At 35.9% G+C, this 16,124-nt stretch carries 17 protein-coding genes; 5 read left to right on the forward strand and 12 right to left on the reverse strand.

Annotated features, from left to right (window positions below; translation table 11 throughout):
• Window positions 1-22: 22 nt before the first annotated feature.
• The 3 genes from MJG50_RS03900 to MJG50_RS03910 all read right to left on the reverse strand — a co-directional run bounded on the left by MJG50_RS03900 (window position 23) and on the right by MJG50_RS03910 (window position 1,519).
• Window positions 23-421 carry a DUF2798 domain-containing protein gene (locus MJG50_RS03900; protein ID WP_240252888.1) on the reverse strand — a complete coding sequence of 133 codons (399 nt, stop codon included), beginning with the start codon at window positions 419-421 and terminating at the stop codon, window positions 23-25.
• A gap of 120 nt (window positions 422-541) precedes the next feature.
• The gene (locus MJG50_RS03905) at window positions 542-1,003 is read right to left on the reverse strand and encodes a glycine zipper domain-containing protein (protein ID WP_240252890.1); all 462 of its coding nucleotides are present in this window, start codon (window positions 1,001-1,003) and stop codon (window positions 542-544) included.
• 144 nt (window positions 1,004-1,147) lie between these two features.
• Window positions 1,148-1,519, reverse strand: a complete 372-nt coding sequence (locus tag MJG50_RS03910; protein ID WP_240252892.1) for a winged helix-turn-helix transcriptional regulator — start codon at window positions 1,517-1,519, stop codon at window positions 1,148-1,150.
• Window positions 1,520-1,724: 205 nt separating this feature from the next.
• Here MJG50_RS03910 and MJG50_RS03915 point away from each other — a divergent pair, with 205 nt between their 5' ends.
• A complete protein-coding gene (locus MJG50_RS03915) occupies window positions 1,725-2,921 on the forward strand; it encodes an MFS transporter (protein WP_240252894.1) in 1,197 nt (398 codons plus the stop codon).
• 22 nt (window positions 2,922-2,943) lie between these two features.
• A complete protein-coding gene (locus tag MJG50_RS03920; RefSeq protein ID WP_240253045.1) occupies window positions 2,944-3,786 on the forward strand; it encodes an aldo/keto reductase in 843 nt (280 codons plus the stop codon).
• Between the two features lie 103 nt (window positions 3,787-3,889).
• Here the strand turns inward: MJG50_RS03920 and MJG50_RS03925 are convergent, their stop codons facing one another.
• Window positions 3,890-4,822, reverse strand: a complete 933-nt coding sequence (locus tag MJG50_RS03925) for an SDR family oxidoreductase (RefSeq protein WP_431307256.1) — start codon at window positions 4,820-4,822, stop codon at window positions 3,890-3,892.
• A gap of 491 nt (window positions 4,823-5,313) precedes the next feature.
• Between MJG50_RS03925 and MJG50_RS03930 the strand changes: the two genes are divergently transcribed.
• Both MJG50_RS03930 and MJG50_RS22285 read left to right on the forward strand, forming a co-directional pair.
• Window positions 5,314-6,210, forward strand: coding sequence for a cation diffusion facilitator family transporter (locus MJG50_RS03930; RefSeq protein WP_240252896.1), 897 nt, complete (start codon window positions 5,314-5,316; stop codon window positions 6,208-6,210).
• A gap of 146 nt (window positions 6,211-6,356) precedes the next feature.
• A complete protein-coding gene (locus MJG50_RS22285) occupies window positions 6,357-6,851 on the forward strand; it encodes a CBO0543 family protein (protein ID WP_345893199.1) in 495 nt (164 codons plus the stop codon).
• A 176-nt stretch (window positions 6,852-7,027) separates the two neighbouring features.
• On the opposite strand, the gene MJG50_RS22080 is transcribed toward MJG50_RS22285, so the two are convergent.
• Window positions 7,028-7,153 carry a hypothetical protein gene (locus tag MJG50_RS22080; RefSeq protein WP_275695502.1) on the reverse strand — a complete coding sequence of 42 codons (126 nt, stop codon included), beginning with the start codon at window positions 7,151-7,153 and terminating at the stop codon, window positions 7,028-7,030.
• 379 nt (window positions 7,154-7,532) lie between these two features.
• Between MJG50_RS22080 and MJG50_RS03935 the strand changes: the two genes are divergently transcribed.
• A complete protein-coding gene (locus tag MJG50_RS03935; protein WP_240252898.1) occupies window positions 7,533-8,591 on the forward strand; it encodes a phosphotransferase enzyme family protein in 1,059 nt (352 codons plus the stop codon).
• A gap of 475 nt (window positions 8,592-9,066) precedes the next feature.
• Here the strand turns inward: MJG50_RS03935 and MJG50_RS03940 are convergent, their stop codons facing one another.
• The 7 genes from MJG50_RS03940 to MJG50_RS03970 all read right to left on the reverse strand — a co-directional run bounded on the left by MJG50_RS03940 (window position 9,067) and on the right by MJG50_RS03970 (window position 16,020).
• Window positions 9,067-9,693, reverse strand: coding sequence for a hypothetical protein (locus MJG50_RS03940; protein ID WP_240252900.1), 627 nt, complete (start codon window positions 9,691-9,693; stop codon window positions 9,067-9,069).
• 118 nt (window positions 9,694-9,811) lie between these two features.
• A complete protein-coding gene (locus tag MJG50_RS03945) occupies window positions 9,812-10,681 on the reverse strand; it encodes a DnaD domain protein (RefSeq protein WP_240252901.1) in 870 nt (289 codons plus the stop codon).
• Between the two features lie 465 nt (window positions 10,682-11,146).
• Window positions 11,147-11,353 (reverse strand): transcription initiation factor TFIIIB, encoded by a 207-nt coding sequence (locus MJG50_RS03950; RefSeq protein WP_240252902.1) that lies wholly within the window; start codon window positions 11,351-11,353, stop codon window positions 11,147-11,149.
• Between the two features lie 252 nt (window positions 11,354-11,605).
• On the reverse strand, window positions 11,606-12,310 hold the full coding sequence (locus MJG50_RS03955) for a GNAT family N-acetyltransferase (protein ID WP_240252903.1): 705 nt from the start codon (window positions 12,308-12,310) through the stop codon (window positions 11,606-11,608).
• A 248-nt stretch (window positions 12,311-12,558) separates the two neighbouring features.
• Complete coding sequence (locus tag MJG50_RS03960) at window positions 12,559-13,974, reverse strand: OmpA family protein (RefSeq protein ID WP_240252904.1); 1,416 nt, start codon at window positions 13,972-13,974, stop codon at window positions 12,559-12,561.
• Window positions 13,975-14,067: 93 nt separating this feature from the next.
• Window positions 14,068-14,964 carry a Gfo/Idh/MocA family oxidoreductase gene (locus MJG50_RS03965; RefSeq protein WP_240252905.1) on the reverse strand — a complete coding sequence of 299 codons (897 nt, stop codon included), beginning with the start codon at window positions 14,962-14,964 and terminating at the stop codon, window positions 14,068-14,070.
• Between the two features lie 39 nt (window positions 14,965-15,003).
• Entirely contained in the window at window positions 15,004-16,020 is a 1,017-nt protein-coding gene (locus MJG50_RS03970) for an NAD-dependent epimerase/dehydratase family protein (protein WP_240252906.1), read from the reverse strand.
• Window positions 16,021-16,124: the final 104 nt, after the last annotated feature.

Consider the following 16,124-nt stretch of genomic DNA (forward strand, 5'->3'; position numbering starts at 1 on the left):
GTTTTTCGTTGCCTCTTTCTGATTAGTGACTTTCTTCAAAACTCTCACTTCTAGTTGATTTAATATACTTCGTAAATATAAAACGTACAAGCGGACCCATTATAATAATTTGCAAAGGTAATGCCAATATAAAATTTTTACCAAACACTGATAAATAATCTGTCAATATTGAGCTAGAATTAAATCCATTGTGGAAATTGGATGTAATTACACCGTACATTGACATAAAAAATGCCATTCCAATCACCATACATGACGATATGGCTAGGACTATATATAGCTTGTTTTTAGTATTAGCCGTTAATTTCAACGCTATTTTTTTAGCATTAGGTCCGACGATGAATAGGTCCAGTATAAATGCAATGATAAATCCTATAAGAAAATCTGAGATCCCTTCTATGAACGTCATTTTCCCTAACATTCCATTAAGATAAAAATTATAGATGGTCATAACTACTACCATCCCGAAACAACGAGGATATCGATATAAAAATGAAAGAAGCGGGATTCGTTCCTCCCGCTTCTTTGTCTTGAGTATAGATTAAATTATTTTGCCTTTTTTCTTAGCATCTGCATCCAAGCTAGCTCCGATAGCGATACCAATGCACATTCCAATTGGCAATCCAAGAGCGATATTATCAAAAATCGTTAATCCAAATACGAGCCCCAAGCTCATCCCCACGGACATGTATATGGAAAGGTAAAATCCCTCAGTCACCAACTTATGCTCCTTTTGCAGATGAGAAATAATGTCATTCATCAATTTTTTATATGGTTTAATTTCAAGTTTTTCTATCCGGTCTGCATTCGATTCTAGTTGTTTGATTGTATCCTTTACTTCGAGTAGATATTGTTGGCATTTCTTGCAGCTCACTGACAAGGAACCAAGCCTATCAATCATTCGTTCACATTTATCCAAATCAAGTCTTTTTGAACTGTTTATACTGATGTTGCTTCTAAGCGTCCTTATCATTGCTTTTATTTCATCTATCTGTTTTTCCAACAGAGCACCTCCTATTGAGAAAACCTCGAATTTTTTATACCTATATTTTTGCTTCGGGATACAGTAGGGCTTCCTTCTGTTTAGGTTTGGTTTACAGTATTTGATTTAACTTTATTCAGTAGCAGTCGCCCACATCAAATTCGCTCATTTTAGCTGTTCATTCAACACACTTTCTTCTAATACGGAAAATTTGTCTCCATATACTCTCGTTAAATGTGTTTCACCCCATGCACATAGTAAGTGTAGGATACCTTCTAAGCTCTGTCCGTAATCACTCAGTTCGTACTCTACCTTTGGTGGGACTTGATTGTACACGATTCGATTGATGACACCATCCTCTTCTAGCTCGCGAAGCTGTTGGGTGAGCATTTTTTGGGTGATGTTTGGCATAAGGCGCTTCAATTCGCTTGTCCGTTTTTTTCCGTGAGTGAGATGGCAGAGAATCACACATTTCCATTTTCCACCGATTACTTCTAATGTCGCTTCAACAGATATATTGTATTTCTTCTTTTGCATGTTTGTTGTCCTCCTTATAGGTACTAAAAAGTACCTATGTTACCTTTAGGTGTCTATATAACTTTAAAGTGCGTACTTTTCATTATAGCTGATATACTCCATAATAACATTTGCCGGCCGATTCATACTACACTTTCTTTCAAAATTTATGATTCACAAAAAAGAAAGTTTCGATTTTATACAACTTAGAAAAGGAGGAAATCATATGAATTTAAATAAAAAGCAAAGCACGTTTGCATTGCTTGCATTAGCAGTTAGTGCTTTTGCAATCGGAACAACTGAATTTATCAGTGTTGGGTTGCTGCCACTTATTGCAAATGATTTAAGCGTCCCAGTTACAACGGCTGGATTAACTGTTTCTTTATATGCGTTAGGGGTAACGTTTGGAGCTCCTATTTTGACATCCTTGACATCGAGAATGTCACGTAAGACATTACTACTTTGGATTATGATTGTCTTTATTATTGGCAATACTCTCGCCGCTATTTCCACGACGATTGGGTTATTGCTAGTAGCACGTGTGGTCTCAGCATTTTCACATGGGGTCTTCATGTCAATTGGATCAACAATCGCTGCCGATTTAGTTCCGGAGAATCGCAGAGCTAGCGCGATCTCAATCATGTTTACAGGTCTTACAGTAGCTACGGTAACTGGTGTTCCATTTGGAACCTTTATTGGACAGCAGCTAGGTTGGAGAACAGCCTTTATTACCATTGTTATCATTGGGGTGATTGCCTTGATTGCCAATAGCATCCTTGTTCCCTCTCATTTACGCAAAGGGACAAAAACAAGCTTTCGCGATCAGGTTAAACTTGTGACAAATAGTCGGTTATTGCTATTATTCATCATTACTGCATTAGGATATGGCGGAACATTTGTCGTGTTTACCTTTTTATCACCACTGCTTCAAGACATCACTGGCTTTAAAGAAGGAACTGTCGCTATCATTTTATTAGCTTATGGAATTGCGATTGCGATTGGGAATATGATTGGAGGTAAGCTGTCGAATCAAAATCCAATTGGTGCATTATTCTATATGTTTATTGTACAAGCAGTTGTCTTATTTATTTTGATGTTTACAGCACCATTTAAAATAGCAGGATTAATTACGATTCTTTTGATGGGGCTGTTTGCATTTATGAATGTGCCTGGCTTACAAGTATATGTTGTAATGCTGGCAGAGCGCTTTGTTCCTAGTGCAGTTGATGTGGCATCGGCAATAAATATTGCTGCATTTAACGCCGGAATTGCAATTGGATCCTATTTAGGCGGTCTTATTACAGACTCAATCGGGCTTATCCACACGTCTTGGATCGGTGCACTGATGGTTTTAGTGGCTGCAATCTTAACTGGATTCAGCAGAGCTTTAGAAAAAAAAGATCAAGCAAGTAACAACTCATAAAAATTTGGAGGTTTTAAAGATGATGGTTAAACATTTACAAGATACAACAACTTTGCATAATGGTGTGAATATGCCTTGGCTTGGACTTGGTGTTTTTAAGGTAGAAGAAGGTCCTGAATTGGTGAACGCAGTAAAAACAGCCATTACACATGGATACCGCAGTGTCGATACAGCAGCGATTTATGGGAATGAAGAAGGTGTTGGCAAAGGAATCCAAGAAGGCTTAAAAGAGACAGGTCTTTCAAGAGAAGAGTTATTTGTAACTTCAAAGGTTTGGAACGCGGATTTAGGATATGAATCAACAATTGCAGCGTATGAAACAAGCTTAAAGAAACTTGGCTTAGAGTATCTAGATTTATATTTGATTCATTGGCCGGTTGAAGGAAAATATAAGGAAGCTTGGAGAGCATTAGAAACTCTTTATAAAGAAGGCCGAGTCAAAGCAATTGGTGTAAGTAATTTCCAAATTCATCATTTGGAAGACTTAATGAAGGATGCTGAAATAAAACCAATGGTCAATCAAGTAGAACGTCACCCACGATTGACTCAAAAAGAGCTGCAAGCATTTTGTCAAGACAATGGTATTCAGCTTGAAGCATGGTCTCCATTAATGCAAGGGCAGCTGCTAGATAATGACGTATTACAGGGAATTGCGGACAAGCATTCTAAATCTGTCGCTCAAATTATTTTGCGTTGGGATCTTCAACATGGGGTTGTTACCATTCCAAAATCAACAAAAGAGCATCGAATTGTTGAAAATGCAAATCTATTTGATTTTGAATTAACAAAAGAAGAAATGGATATCATTGATGGATTAAATCAACATCTTCGTGTAGGGCCAGACCCAGATAATTTTGATTTTTAAAAGGTAAGTACTCGGTCTCCGAGTATTCAAAGTGTAGAGAAAAGGTTATTTTCTCTACACTTTTTTTGATCGATAATTTCTTAGCAAAATACCCCTCACCTAGCTAGCTGTAGCGAATTTTCCCTCCATTAATATGGAGAACTTGACCGGTCATATAGGCTGAATCACAGGAGGCAAGGTATACATAAGCTGGAGCAATTTCAAAGGGCTGTGCAGCACGCCCCATTGGAATGTCAGCTCCAAAAGTGAGCTGGTGCTCGGCAGGATAGGTGCTTACCGTCAATGGGGTCCATGTCGGACCGGGAGCGACAGCATTCACACGAATACCTCGTTCAACAAGTGACAATGCCATGGTCCGTGTGAAGGAGATGACTGCTCCCTTAGATGCCGAGTAATCAATCACATTTTTATCCCCTTCATATGCAACCCTGGAGGTTGTGTTAATTATGCAGCTTTCTGGCTGTAAATAAGGCAATGCTGCTTTAGTCATGTAAAACAGAGGAAAGACGTTCGTTCGAAATGTATGTTCAAGCTGTTCATTCGAAACGTCCATGATACTATTTGTGTAGGGCTGTACTGCTGCATTATTCACTACAATATCCAACCGTCCAAATGCTCTAATCGTCTGTTCAACTGCTTTCAACGAAGTAGCCGGATCCTTCAAATCAGCTGACAGCAGCAAACAATGGGTGCCTAATGACTCTACATATTGTTTGGTCTCTTTCGCATCGCGGTGCTCATTCAGATAGACAATCATTACATCAGCACCTTCCTTTGCGTAAGCTGCTGCGACTGCTCGGCCGATTCCACTATCACCACCCGTAATAATTGCGACTCTGCCCTTTAATTTGTTGCTGCCGATATAACCAGGATAATCAAAAATGGGACGAGGCTTCATTGCCCATTCTAGACCAGGTTGTCTATTTTGGTGTTGAGCAGGAAAGGTAATCGGTGTTGTCACCACACGCTGCATAAATCCAATGTATGGATAGACAGGGTAATTTTGTTTCATATTGTTCCCCCTCATCGTTGCCATCGTATTCTCTTACAGTTGATTTCTTGTAAAAGACTATGACACAACTTTAACGGGTATTCTCTTTTCATTACACCATGACAGAAATCCCCATATAAAAAACCTAATTTCTCGGTGTTATCAATGAGAAATTAGGCTTTCGTTACTTCATTATTGCGCTCGTCTTAAATCAACTGCCTTTTTTAAACGTAAACAAATTAGAATATCCTCCTTCTCCATAATGCTAATCCGATCCAAAAAACAAAAATTACTGCTATACTGTTCAGAATTCTGGTATATAATTCTGTGGTCTCAATTCCTTGATTATTTTCAATTCTAAAACAGATTTTTCAAGTCAAATATAATATGAAGACACTTTTCTACTAAAATTTTTCTCTAAGTAAAAACTATTTCCACAATGCTATTTTATTGATTTTTAACAACAACGTTGCCGTAGACTAACACGAAACTGCTTTGTTACAATAAAAATCGATGCTAATTTAGGCGGTGGTTAAATGGAACAGAGATATCAAGATTTAAAGTTAGGAGAACGTGGTGCAATTTTAAGTATTGGAGTTTATATCATTTTATCGATACTTAAATTAGCTGTTGGTTATTTAACAGGGTCAGAAGCTTTAAAAGCTGATGGGTTAAACAATACTACAGATATAGTTGCTTCTATAGCCGTACTCATAGGATTACGGATTTCCCAAAAACCTGCTGATACTAATCACCCATATGGACACTGGAAAGCTGAAACGGTCTCATCTTTAATTGCTTCCTTGATAATGATACTTGTAGGTTTTCAAGTATTGTATTCGGCAATTTCTGCAATTTTAATAGGTAAATCAGAATCACCAGATATAATAGCTGCGTGGATTGGAATATGTTCTGCTTTAATAATGTTTATTGTATATCAATATAATCGTAGTCTTGCTAAAAGGGTTAAGAGCCATGCTGTAATGGCAGCTGCTAAAGATAATTTGTCAGATGCACTAGTAAGTATTGGTACTGCTATAGGAATTTTTGGTTCCCAATTTGGCATGAAATTTCTTGATCCACTAACTGCCATTATAGTTGGTTTTATAATCTGTAAAACTGGATGGGATATCTTTCGTGAATCATCTCATTTTTTAACGGATGGTGTTAATGAAGAAGAACTAGAAAAGTATAAACAAACAATCAATGATATTTATGGGGTAATTGAAGTAAAAAATATAAAAGGGCGAACATACGGAAACAGTAATATTGTAGATATTGTCATATTTGTAGAAGATAATTTAGATATAATTAAAGCTCATGAAATAGCAACAAACGTAGAGGATAAATTAATCAAACAACATAATATCCACGATGTCCATGTTCATGTAGAGCCAATTAGTACGAAAAGTATTAATCCAAATTTCAGTTAGTATTTAAGCTTCAACTAACAAACCAGTTTCGTTTGTTGAACTATACAATTTACATTGGAATTCCGATATAAAATTCTCTTATTTTACATAAATAATTATGCTTTGGTAAAAATTAATTATCATTCCGAATAAGGACTGATAACACAATGGCACATAAAAAAGAAAAAACTATACTTATTTCCGCATTGATTATTACGTGCGTTTTGTTAGTACGCTTTGTACCAAAAGGAAGAATACGTGAAGCACAGGTTATATTTCTTTTTAAACAAGTATTAACTTGGTTATTTGGTCTAATAGTAGTCGAAAAAGGACTGATAAAATATCCTTATCGCCTTTTTTTTAATAAAGGGATTAAATCAAGTTTTGAATTCGAGTACTTTATTTATCCAGCTCTGTGTGTTTTGTATAATCTACATTACCCAGAAAAAAGTAAATTTATTATAAGGATTTTATATAACTCTTTATATCCATCAATATTAACTTTGCTAGAAGTGATCGCTTTAAAATATACTAGGCTGATCAAATATAAAAAATGGTCCTGGTATTGGAGTTTTATCACTATTTTTATAACTAACTACATTTCACATCTGCACTTCAAATGGTTCTACAAATACCAACATATTGAAAATACAAATAAGTAATCCACTCTTACAGAAGAGATGCGCCCAATAATGGAATATGAAATATAAAGAGATTCATGCTGTAGCTTTAAAATAAAGTTTGATCAAAATGCCACAAAAACCCAGATTTTACAATAAATAAAAAGAATCCATTTTGAAAAAAGATTGATCAAAATGGATTCTTACTCATTTAGTTTTTATAAATACGCTTCTGCAATAGAAGGTAATGATGGGCTAAAAATAGTTTCACTAATTTGTGGGAAGCCAACTAATACAATTAGTAATAATAAGCTAGGTGTTTTGTTTCCGATGTTTGTCTTCAAATTAATCCTCTCCTAGATCATTATAGGTTTGAAAGAAAAACATCGTAGCTTGGGAAATGGTGGCTTCACGAGTTTAATTTTTTCTAATTCACTCATGAACTCACTTCCTTCTAATTTAAATTAAACGAATCGGCTCATTCATAAAACGAACTACGCTTCGTTTCTTTTTATTTTTAACATGACGAAAACTTATTGAGAAAGTAATAAATTAGTGTGGAAGTACAGTAGGTAGTGTGACATAATGGGTTCATATAAGGTAAACTTATATACTATTAATTTTGACAAAAGGGTGATTTTATGAAGAATACAGTATCGGTTACTCATAAAGCAAATAGGAGGGCAACTATACTTTAACCCTCCTAAAAACAAGGAGGAAAATATGACTCGGAATGAAGCTATTAAAATCTGTGATGAATTTTTGCGTTCAACCATTTCAACATTATATGGATTGGAAGACTATCAAATTGAACTGATTTCCCCACACGAGGGAGGGCGAAATATAGTTTATATTTGTGAAAAAGAAGGATCAAAATCAAAAATACTAAGGATTTCTTACTTAAACGACAGGCATCTAGAGGATTATCTCGGTGAATTAGAATATATAAGATACCTATTCAATCATGGTGGCAGTGTTTCAAATGTAATCAGTTCATTAAACGGGAATACTCTAGAAAAAATTTCCTATAACGGCCATACATTTTTTGTCAGCCTATTTGAAAAAGCTATAGGAAAAAAGCTTGTGGAAAACCATTATCAATACCGCGAAGGCGTTGAAATAACTGAATATTATTACAATGTCGGCAAGGTTCTTGGTAAGCTGCATCAATTATCAAAAGACTATACTCCTGTTCATAGTAGATATAATTTTTTCGACAAATATCATGAAAACTACATCGATGAGTTAATACCCGATAATCTGCCTTTACTTAAAACAAAAATGAAAGAACTTATTAAAAAGCTGAGAAGCTTCAATAGAAGTAAAGCAAATTTCGGTATGATCCATTTTGATTACAATGACGGGAATTATTCGATAGACTTTGATAATGGTCAAATTACGGTATATGATTTTGATAATTCTTGTTTTGGCCATTATATGTATGACCTTGCTGATCTCTGGACACAAGGGGTTGGCTGGATTCAATTCGATCCAGATCCTAAAAAACGTAGAGAGTTTATGAAAGATTACTTTACTATCATTCTTGATGGTTATAGGTCCGAAACTGAAATTGATGATAATATGCTAAATCAATTACCAGTATTTATTAACGCGACTATTATGGAAAATATCGTAGACAGGTATGAGGTAATGAAGAATAACGAAATCGATCCAGTATGTGACGAGGAGTTAATGTATCTTATAAAGTGTTTGGAGGATGACATTCCATATAAGGGATTCTTCCATGACATGTACTCAAGCGATGCACCATTTGAAATGTAAGTAGCTGCTTCATCCACAAATGTAACATTTAATAGCATTCAAGCGAGCTAAGCACAAATTGCTTTAGCTCGCTTGATAATTTAATGAAGTTCAAACTAATATTGAGCAAAGCAAAATAAGCGGAAATTGTTCCGTTAAATGCAAAATGGAGCTCATTTCGGGGTAAATAAGAGAAGATTTTCCGCTTATGTGAAGTAAATCCACCAATTTTCATGTTTTTCAAGTCAATAGGCGGAATTTTTCCTGCTATTTTAACTATTTTTAAATCTATTTGCTAATTAGGGGAACTTTTTTCCGCTATTTATCTTATCGGTGCTTAATCCGATTCCCCTTCCAATAAGAGCGTACCCTCTCGATTCCGGATGCGGGAAATCGATTAGTTGGGAATGGAAGGACTATTTCTCTGTAGATAGCTTTCATTATAATGAAGCATTAGAATTTCGCAAATTTAATTTACAATCATTTTTCCATCTTTCTATAGTCCAAGTATTTTATAAATCTTTTTTATACGCTTAGCTTGTGGTTCAGTTAGTTGTGGTTCCCGCTTTCTTAACACTTGTAAAAACGCCTCTTTATTGTCATCGGTCACAGCGATTAGAGTACTTTCTGAATGCTGCGGAACCTCCTTTGATCGACAGGTTTCCAGGTGATTTAATAAAAAGGGGAAAATACGCTCACTGTTTTCCTTATTAATAGACGCTACTTTTGCTAAAGTTAAGACACCTTTATCAATGGTAATGACAGACCCTATCTTCATAGCTGAGAAAAGGACCTCGATATGCTCCATAATCACTTCAGAGGTTAGATGAGCAATCTTAGACAATGCTGTCATTGCTCCCCAAACTAAACGATTGTAACGACTTTTTAATAAGTCGATGAAATGCAAGGTGTATTCACTAATCAGTTCTGGTTTGATTTCACCAATCTCATAGGCTACTTTTATACAATCTTGCTGTATTTTTTTATCCTTCACCGTTAAATGTTCGATGACCTCTTTTATTCCTTCAAGATTATTGTCACTCACTAACTCCCGGGCAAGCTCAATATTTGGTTCCTCATCATTCCGGTTAAGCTGTGTTACTAACTTATTTAAAATCGACATCATAATCACCTTACCATTTTGACATTATCCAATATAGAGTGAATAGTAAACCTTTAGACGCATACTTTTTCGTTCTTTATACGGATTATATTTTTACCTATATGGTTGATGTCCATTCTCACCAATCCTCACCAGCCGTTATATCTAGCACACAATCAGTCGGAATGTCCCTACCTCGATTCATTAATTTGCTTTTTACGGAATCTGGCTTCTTGTCCGGGTTATACAAGTCAATTTCCGCCACAGTCATTAATGACTCGTTTGCCCAGTTATTCAGTATCCCAACCACATAGTTTAATTTCCGCTTATTATTACTACATGCTATACCCATTGCCTTCAAAATTACATCCTTTGGATTCATGAATTCCGAGTCCTCTAACCAACCTAACAGCTGATCCTTCGCACTTATATTCGACAAACCAAACCCATTCTGATCCCAAAACTCAATAATTTCACTGACATCATCCGGATTATTCTCTATTTGTGGCAAGTGTGCTTCTTGTTGTAATGCTTCGTTTTGTTCACCAACTAACTTTTGGTCTTCTATTAATTCATTATGTACGTCCTTTTTGCAGAAGGATTTATAAATCTCAAGAATATCATCATTTCTAATATTTCCCGCCACATATTGAATATGCGAGAGATCTTCAACTTCCTCTAACTCTGTTAAAATACAATTTATCATTGGTTTTCCAGCTCTTTTTAGATTATACTTCCCCCAGTTCTTAATTGCGAGCTCCCTTGTCTCTGGGTTATAACGAATTAACCCGAAATGCTCGATGAACCGATTCATTAATGCTTGAACACTTTCAATGGAATAGCCTAAATCAAATGCCATTTTTTTCTTCGTAATTTTGTAAATCCCACATTGAGTTGTATGGGGATTTGTTAGTAGATATAAGTAAAAATACTTGTCCTCTGGTGACATCTCCTCAGAAATTTCCGGATTCATCCAAAAATCAGTTGGTACCATTCTAAACTTTGCCATCTTTATCCACTTTCCTTTCATCGCTAAATTAATCTACCATTCCAATAAGGTTATAGGGATGTATAAGGAAAAAAGGGGCAACTTCCTGCGATGTGACAAGGTTTTCCATACATTTTTTTATTTCATCGCTCCTAATCATTATGTTAAACACATTCCAATTTACCCTCACTCTGCTAGTTATTCGGTAAATTTGGAACGTATAAATATTTTTACACATAAAAAAAAACAACAACCACTATTACATCGGTTACTGTTTTGTCTTTATCTGATATTTTAATTTACAGCGATTACCAAATCAGAAACACCATTTGCAGTTTATACTCTATATCTGGATACAGAGCTTTTGTTGTTGTTGTTTTTATTTTTATTATTCTTTTTCTTATTGTCCACGTTATGTTGAATGACTTGCTGACGTATCGTGGATTCTAGTAACTTGTATTTACTCATGATAATATGCATGTACAACTAAAAAAGTGTATCCTTAAATTTCCCCGGCTTTTTTACATACCCTTCAATGATATATCCACATTCCGTACAAATGATGTATTCAATATCTGAACCGATACTCATCTTGCCTCGAGGATACATCACTCCATATCCACTATGCCTCCCTACCCCTAATTCTTTCGTACCACACTTTGGGCATTCTGTGATTTTCATAGAATCGTTCATTTGAGCAACCTCCTTTACTATATGAATACGTAAGGCTTGCGAAATAGTTTCAGTTTAATCAAATGCGCCTTGGCGTATTTGCGCCCAGATTTTTTCGAGCTTGCTCGAAAAGCTTCCTTTAAAAATCTGAGGCATCCGCCGGAGGCTTTAACATTATTCAGTCGGGGGTCGAACCCCCATTGAATTGGAAACTGATTTACATTCATCACTCCACTTATAGAAGTGGAGACTTCTGCTGAATAAAGTTAAATTTCAAAGGATTTTCACCATATAATCATAAGGGTGTGCATTTATTTGGATGACTTTCTCTTCCTTATAGCCGATATGCTTGTACAGCTTCTTGGCAATCGGATTGTCTTGTGCAACATTTAATGAAACCCGAGGGTAACCCCTTTGTAATGCGATTGCTTCCCCTTCTTTTAGAAGCATTGTTCCAATACCGTAGCCTCGAAACCGCTCATCAACACATACTGTGTCTATATAAAAGTCCCCTTCGTCAGCCTCTTTATCTAAAAAGGCCTCTTCATTCCCTATTTTCTTTCTTAACCTTTTTAAAATAGGCTCGTCCAAACGAGGAGCATCTTCTCCCAAATAGACAATCACAATTCCAATTACCTCATCTAAAATTTCTGCAACAATGATATTTTCATAGCTTAATCGATTATTCTCTTCGCGAATGAAATCCGCGAGCGTATCACGAATATCTTTCGTTCGATTGTATCCCGTCAGCTGCTCAGCTATATCATCAATTGCGATATGAATAAGTTCAGCAGCTTTACTGGCATCTTTTTTGACAGCAGCCCTAAATCTCAATTCTTGAGTAACGAATTCCTCCCAAGTAATGCCATAGGGTTCGCCACCATCTGTGTAACCCGCTATAAAATAAAAATTTTCATCTGAATCTTCCCCGTAAATACCGTTTGGGCTTTGATGTTTTGTTTTAACTGTACTCCCCAATTATTCTTCTCTCCGATCTTCCTTAACACTTTATCTTTTTTGTTATATTCACGTACAACAGCATACCATATGACATTTCATTTTTCATTTTTCTAATAACAAGGAACCAATTTCTATTGTATGGCAATTTTTCCTGCCAACAAGTTTTTACATTTCAATAGACTCCTATGTATCATTTTGATAAATGAAAAGCACCTCCTTTTGTTGATACGTCACAATCGTACCAGGAGGTGCTTTTCATTAGTTTATTATCTCGGATTTATAACAATCTCAACCCGACGGTTTTTGGCTTTCCCATCCTCTGTTTCATTTGATGATATCGGCATTGTTTCACCGTAGCCTGTTGTACTTATCTTGATATGATCAACTTTTCCACTTTGTCGCAAATAAGTGTCAACCGATTTTGCTCTTTTTTCTGATAACGTCATATTATATTGATCATCACCATTATTATCGGTATGTCCATTAATTTGAATCACAGTATCTGCTTTCAATTTTTCTAAGGATTGAATCAACTCATTTAATGTTTTTTGTGCATCAGGCTTCAAATCGCTTTGATCATGATCAAATAAGATGTCATTAGGCAGTTGAATCTTTGTTTCTTCACCATCTGTCGTAAGCCTGGTTTTTTCCGGTGCTTTAACGATTGGTGGTTTCGGATGAAGGACAAATTGAATCATCTTCCCGCCTTCTTCATTTGGAACAATCTGCTCGCCACTCAGTTTTTCGAATTGTTCTCCGTATATTTCCTTCATTTTCGTTTTTAATACATGTGAATGATTTCCTTTTGACGTAATCACAATGCTGCCATTTTCTGTGATCGTATCGTATGGAATCTGTAATAAAAACGTACCGTCGCTCTCGACATTTGCACTCGAGCTGACCCAATTTTGTGCAATTACAGCGTCATCTGAAGAATAATAGGAAGCCGTTAAAGATGTTCCCTCTAATAAGTTTGATTTCCCTTTTACATAGAAATAGTCATGATCATTCGTTAAATCGGTTTCGATCCATACATTCGGGCTTCCATAATCATCTGGAACCTTTTCCCTTTTTGGTGTTTTAATTGGATACACTTTCTGCTCTCCACTAGGTAATACAAGGATGGATGTAGATATTTTTTGATATTCTTCACCTAATATTTCATGTTTGGAGACAAAAGGTCCTTTTAAGTTCTCTCCATGTTCCCCAAAGACAGCCTCAATCTCTTCTGTCTGCCCCAATCCACCTACAACAACTTCAATCTTTACTAAAATATGCCCCCAGCTTTTTAAATCTGTAGGGATTTCATATGTAAAATTCCCATTCTTATCGACAACCGCCACCTTATCACAAAGAAGGCAAACCGGATTTCGAATTGAAAATGGTCGATCAAGCCAATCAATACTTACACTTGTACCTTCCATTAAATTACTTTTCCCTTTGACTACAAGCTTTCCATTTTTGTTTAGTATCTCTCCACTTAATTTGATTTTCGTTGAATCAGCTTTAACTTTTTTATTTTTCGAATCTTCTTTTTGCTTTTTGTCTGCTTCGTTTGTATTTTTAACAGTAATCGAACTATTTTCTTCTCCGCTTGACTCTTTATCCCGATTACTCTCGCATCCAACTAAGAAACAGATTGTCATAAGAATAAATGTAAACCAAATTGCTTTTCTACCCATATTCTCCTCCTAAGTATCCAATCCCTTATATAAATTTATATGTTTTTCGACAAATAGGGAATAAGTGTATAGTCCTAGGAGGAATATCATAGATTAATAATTACTTTTTTCATTAGGATAAAGGCTTCCATTTATTGCATCAACTAATTGGATTACGGCTTTCATTTCCTCGATGGAAACAGGGCTCTTCCTCGTTTGAAAAAATTGAATAATCTCTTCTAGTAGACTTGCATAAAAAGGTTTTACCCCTTCCCCAATATTTACCGGTATCGTTTCCTGCTTCGTATGTATCAGTGCACCAAACTGGGAGAAATTAGTGCGATCTCCTCTAATGGCTGCAGTTCGGCCATCATCCCATTCAACGACCACCCATTCAAAATGATCATTTTTTTCACAAATCACCTTTTTTATGTTCACCCCAAGCACTGTAATCAACACTTCAACCATATGAATACCATACCAATAATAACCCGGAAACCCCTCTTCAAACGGCAACGGGCCGTACACATATATACCTTGAATTTCAGTTCCACATTGTTTAACAGCCTTCGTAAGTTCAGTGTCATATCTTAATGCAGAAGCACTCATAAAAGGTGTTCCTGATTCTTCACACACTCTTATCATTGCATCCACTTCTTCAACTGAAAGTGCCAGCGGTTTATCAATAAAAATAGGCTTTCTGTATAAAGAAAGCTCCTTAAACACTTTCAAACGATTCTTTGCATCAACAGATGTTAATAGAATCGCATCACTGTCCACCATAACTTCATGAATAGATGATTTTATTTGAATTTCTTTACATTTCGTAATCTCTTTAGTGAATGTATCTATACGTGTGTAGCTTAATGGTAAATCTGGTGCAGGAAAAGGAAGAGCAGCCGTCACTTTAGCTCCTTTTATATGAAAGGGATGGTTCTGATCATGTAAAATTTTCGTGAACTCAAGTGCATGTGAGCTATCTAAACCAATGATCCCAATTTTGATTTCCACGATAATACCACCTTTAAATCACTATTTTTCCTTACCCATTTAGAAGGCTCCTTCCCTTTCTTGAAAATGCGTTGGCTTATTAAGGGTTGCGCCATCATTTTTAATCCATTCTGCCGTCCAATCAATCATTTGTCGTAGGGTTACTTTCGGATAACCAAATAATTGATGTGCCTTTGCAGCATTATTTAATAATGCAGTTGGCTCTTCTTCATTAATAAAATATGCTTTCTTATCAAATCTCTTCGCAAATTCTTCAGCAATCCATCTTGAAGAAATAGTCTCTGGACCTGTCACATTTATGATTTGTGGCGGTGAATCACAATGCAGTAAAGAACGAACTGCATATTCATTTGCATCACCTTGCCAAATCACATTAAAATGCCCCATTCTTAGATCAATTGTTTTTTCATCATATACTTGTTTCGCAAGTTCATGTAATACACCGTATCTTAAGTCAATCGCATAATTTAAGCGGTAGATCACGATTGGTGTGCCATTTTCATGTGAGAAATGAGTAAAGATTCGTTCTCTCCCTAAGCATGATTGCGCATATTCACCGATTGGGCTAACCGCTCTCTCCTCAGTACAAGTACCATTTAATACATTTGTTAATGGATAAACATTACCAGTTGAAAAAACGACGATTCGTGAGCTAGCAAATTTTTCAGCGACTCTGCCAGATAAATATGAATTCATTGCCCAAGTGAAATGTTCATTACCAGTCGTTCCAAATTTCGTTCCGGCCATATAGATGACATTTTTTACATTTGGAAGCTTATGTAGCTCGTCATCCTTAAGTAAGTCTGCTGCAATGGTTTCAACGCCAAATTCATTAAGTTCCTCTTGTAAATGGCCAGAAGAAAAACGTGAAACTCCTATTACCTTTTTACTCAAACCTGCTTTATTGATTCCTCTGTGGATGAGCTTCGCTAGTGTAGGACCCATTTTCCCACCGACACCAAGGATAAGAATATCTCCTTCGATTTTTTTCAAATCTTCTATAAGTTCTGCTGAAGGCGTGGTCAGAATATCTTCAAGTTGTTCAATGGTTTGCATCAATTATTTCCCCCTATTAATCTATTCAAAATATGTAAAAACCTACGGAACTTCATCGTATGAATTCTGTAGGCTTTTACATGTACGTAGGATTAGTAGACTAC

It is taken from the genome of Fredinandcohnia quinoae, from assembly GCF_022427965.1.
Taxonomy (GTDB): domain Bacteria; phylum Bacillota; class Bacilli; order Bacillales; family Bacillaceae_L; genus Ferdinandcohnia; species Ferdinandcohnia quinoae.

Coding starts and splice junctions, on each gene's coding strand:
- MJG50_RS03930 (WP_240252896.1), top strand. CDS start 5,314: ATGGAACAGAGATATCAAGATTTAAAGTTAGGAGAACGTGGTGCAATT.
- MJG50_RS03945 (WP_240252901.1), bottom strand. CDS start 10,681: ATGGCAAAGTTTAGAATGGTACCAACTGATTTTTGGATGAATCCGGAA.
- MJG50_RS22285 (WP_345893199.1), top strand. CDS start 6,357: ATGGCACATAAAAAAGAAAAAACTATACTTATTTCCGCATTGATTATT.
- MJG50_RS03920 (WP_240253045.1), top strand. CDS start 2,944: ATGGTTAAACATTTACAAGATACAACAACTTTGCATAATGGTGTGAAT.
- MJG50_RS03950 (WP_240252902.1), bottom strand. CDS start 11,353: ATGAACGATTCTATGAAAATCACAGAATGCCCAAAGTGTGGTACGAAA.
- MJG50_RS03900 (WP_240252888.1), bottom strand. CDS start 421: ATGTTAGGGAAAATGACGTTCATAGAAGGGATCTCAGATTTTCTTATA.
- MJG50_RS03960 (WP_240252904.1), bottom strand. CDS start 13,974: ATGGGTAGAAAAGCAATTTGGTTTACATTTATTCTTATGACAATCTGT.
- MJG50_RS03970 (WP_240252906.1), bottom strand. CDS start 16,020: ATGCAAACCATTGAACAACTTGAAGATATTCTGACCACGCCTTCAGCA.
- MJG50_RS03910 (WP_240252892.1), bottom strand. CDS start 1,519: ATGCAAAAGAAGAAATACAATATATCTGTTGAAGCGACATTAGAAGTA.
- MJG50_RS03915 (WP_240252894.1), top strand. CDS start 1,725: ATGAATTTAAATAAAAAGCAAAGCACGTTTGCATTGCTTGCATTAGCA.
- MJG50_RS03925 (WP_431307256.1), bottom strand. CDS start 4,822: ATGGCAACGATGAGGGGGAACAATATGAAACAAAATTACCCTGTCTAT.
- MJG50_RS03940 (WP_240252900.1), bottom strand. CDS start 9,693: ATGTCGATTTTAAATAAGTTAGTAACACAGCTTAACCGGAATGATGAG.
- MJG50_RS03935 (WP_240252898.1), top strand. CDS start 7,533: ATGACTCGGAATGAAGCTATTAAAATCTGTGATGAATTTTTGCGTTCA.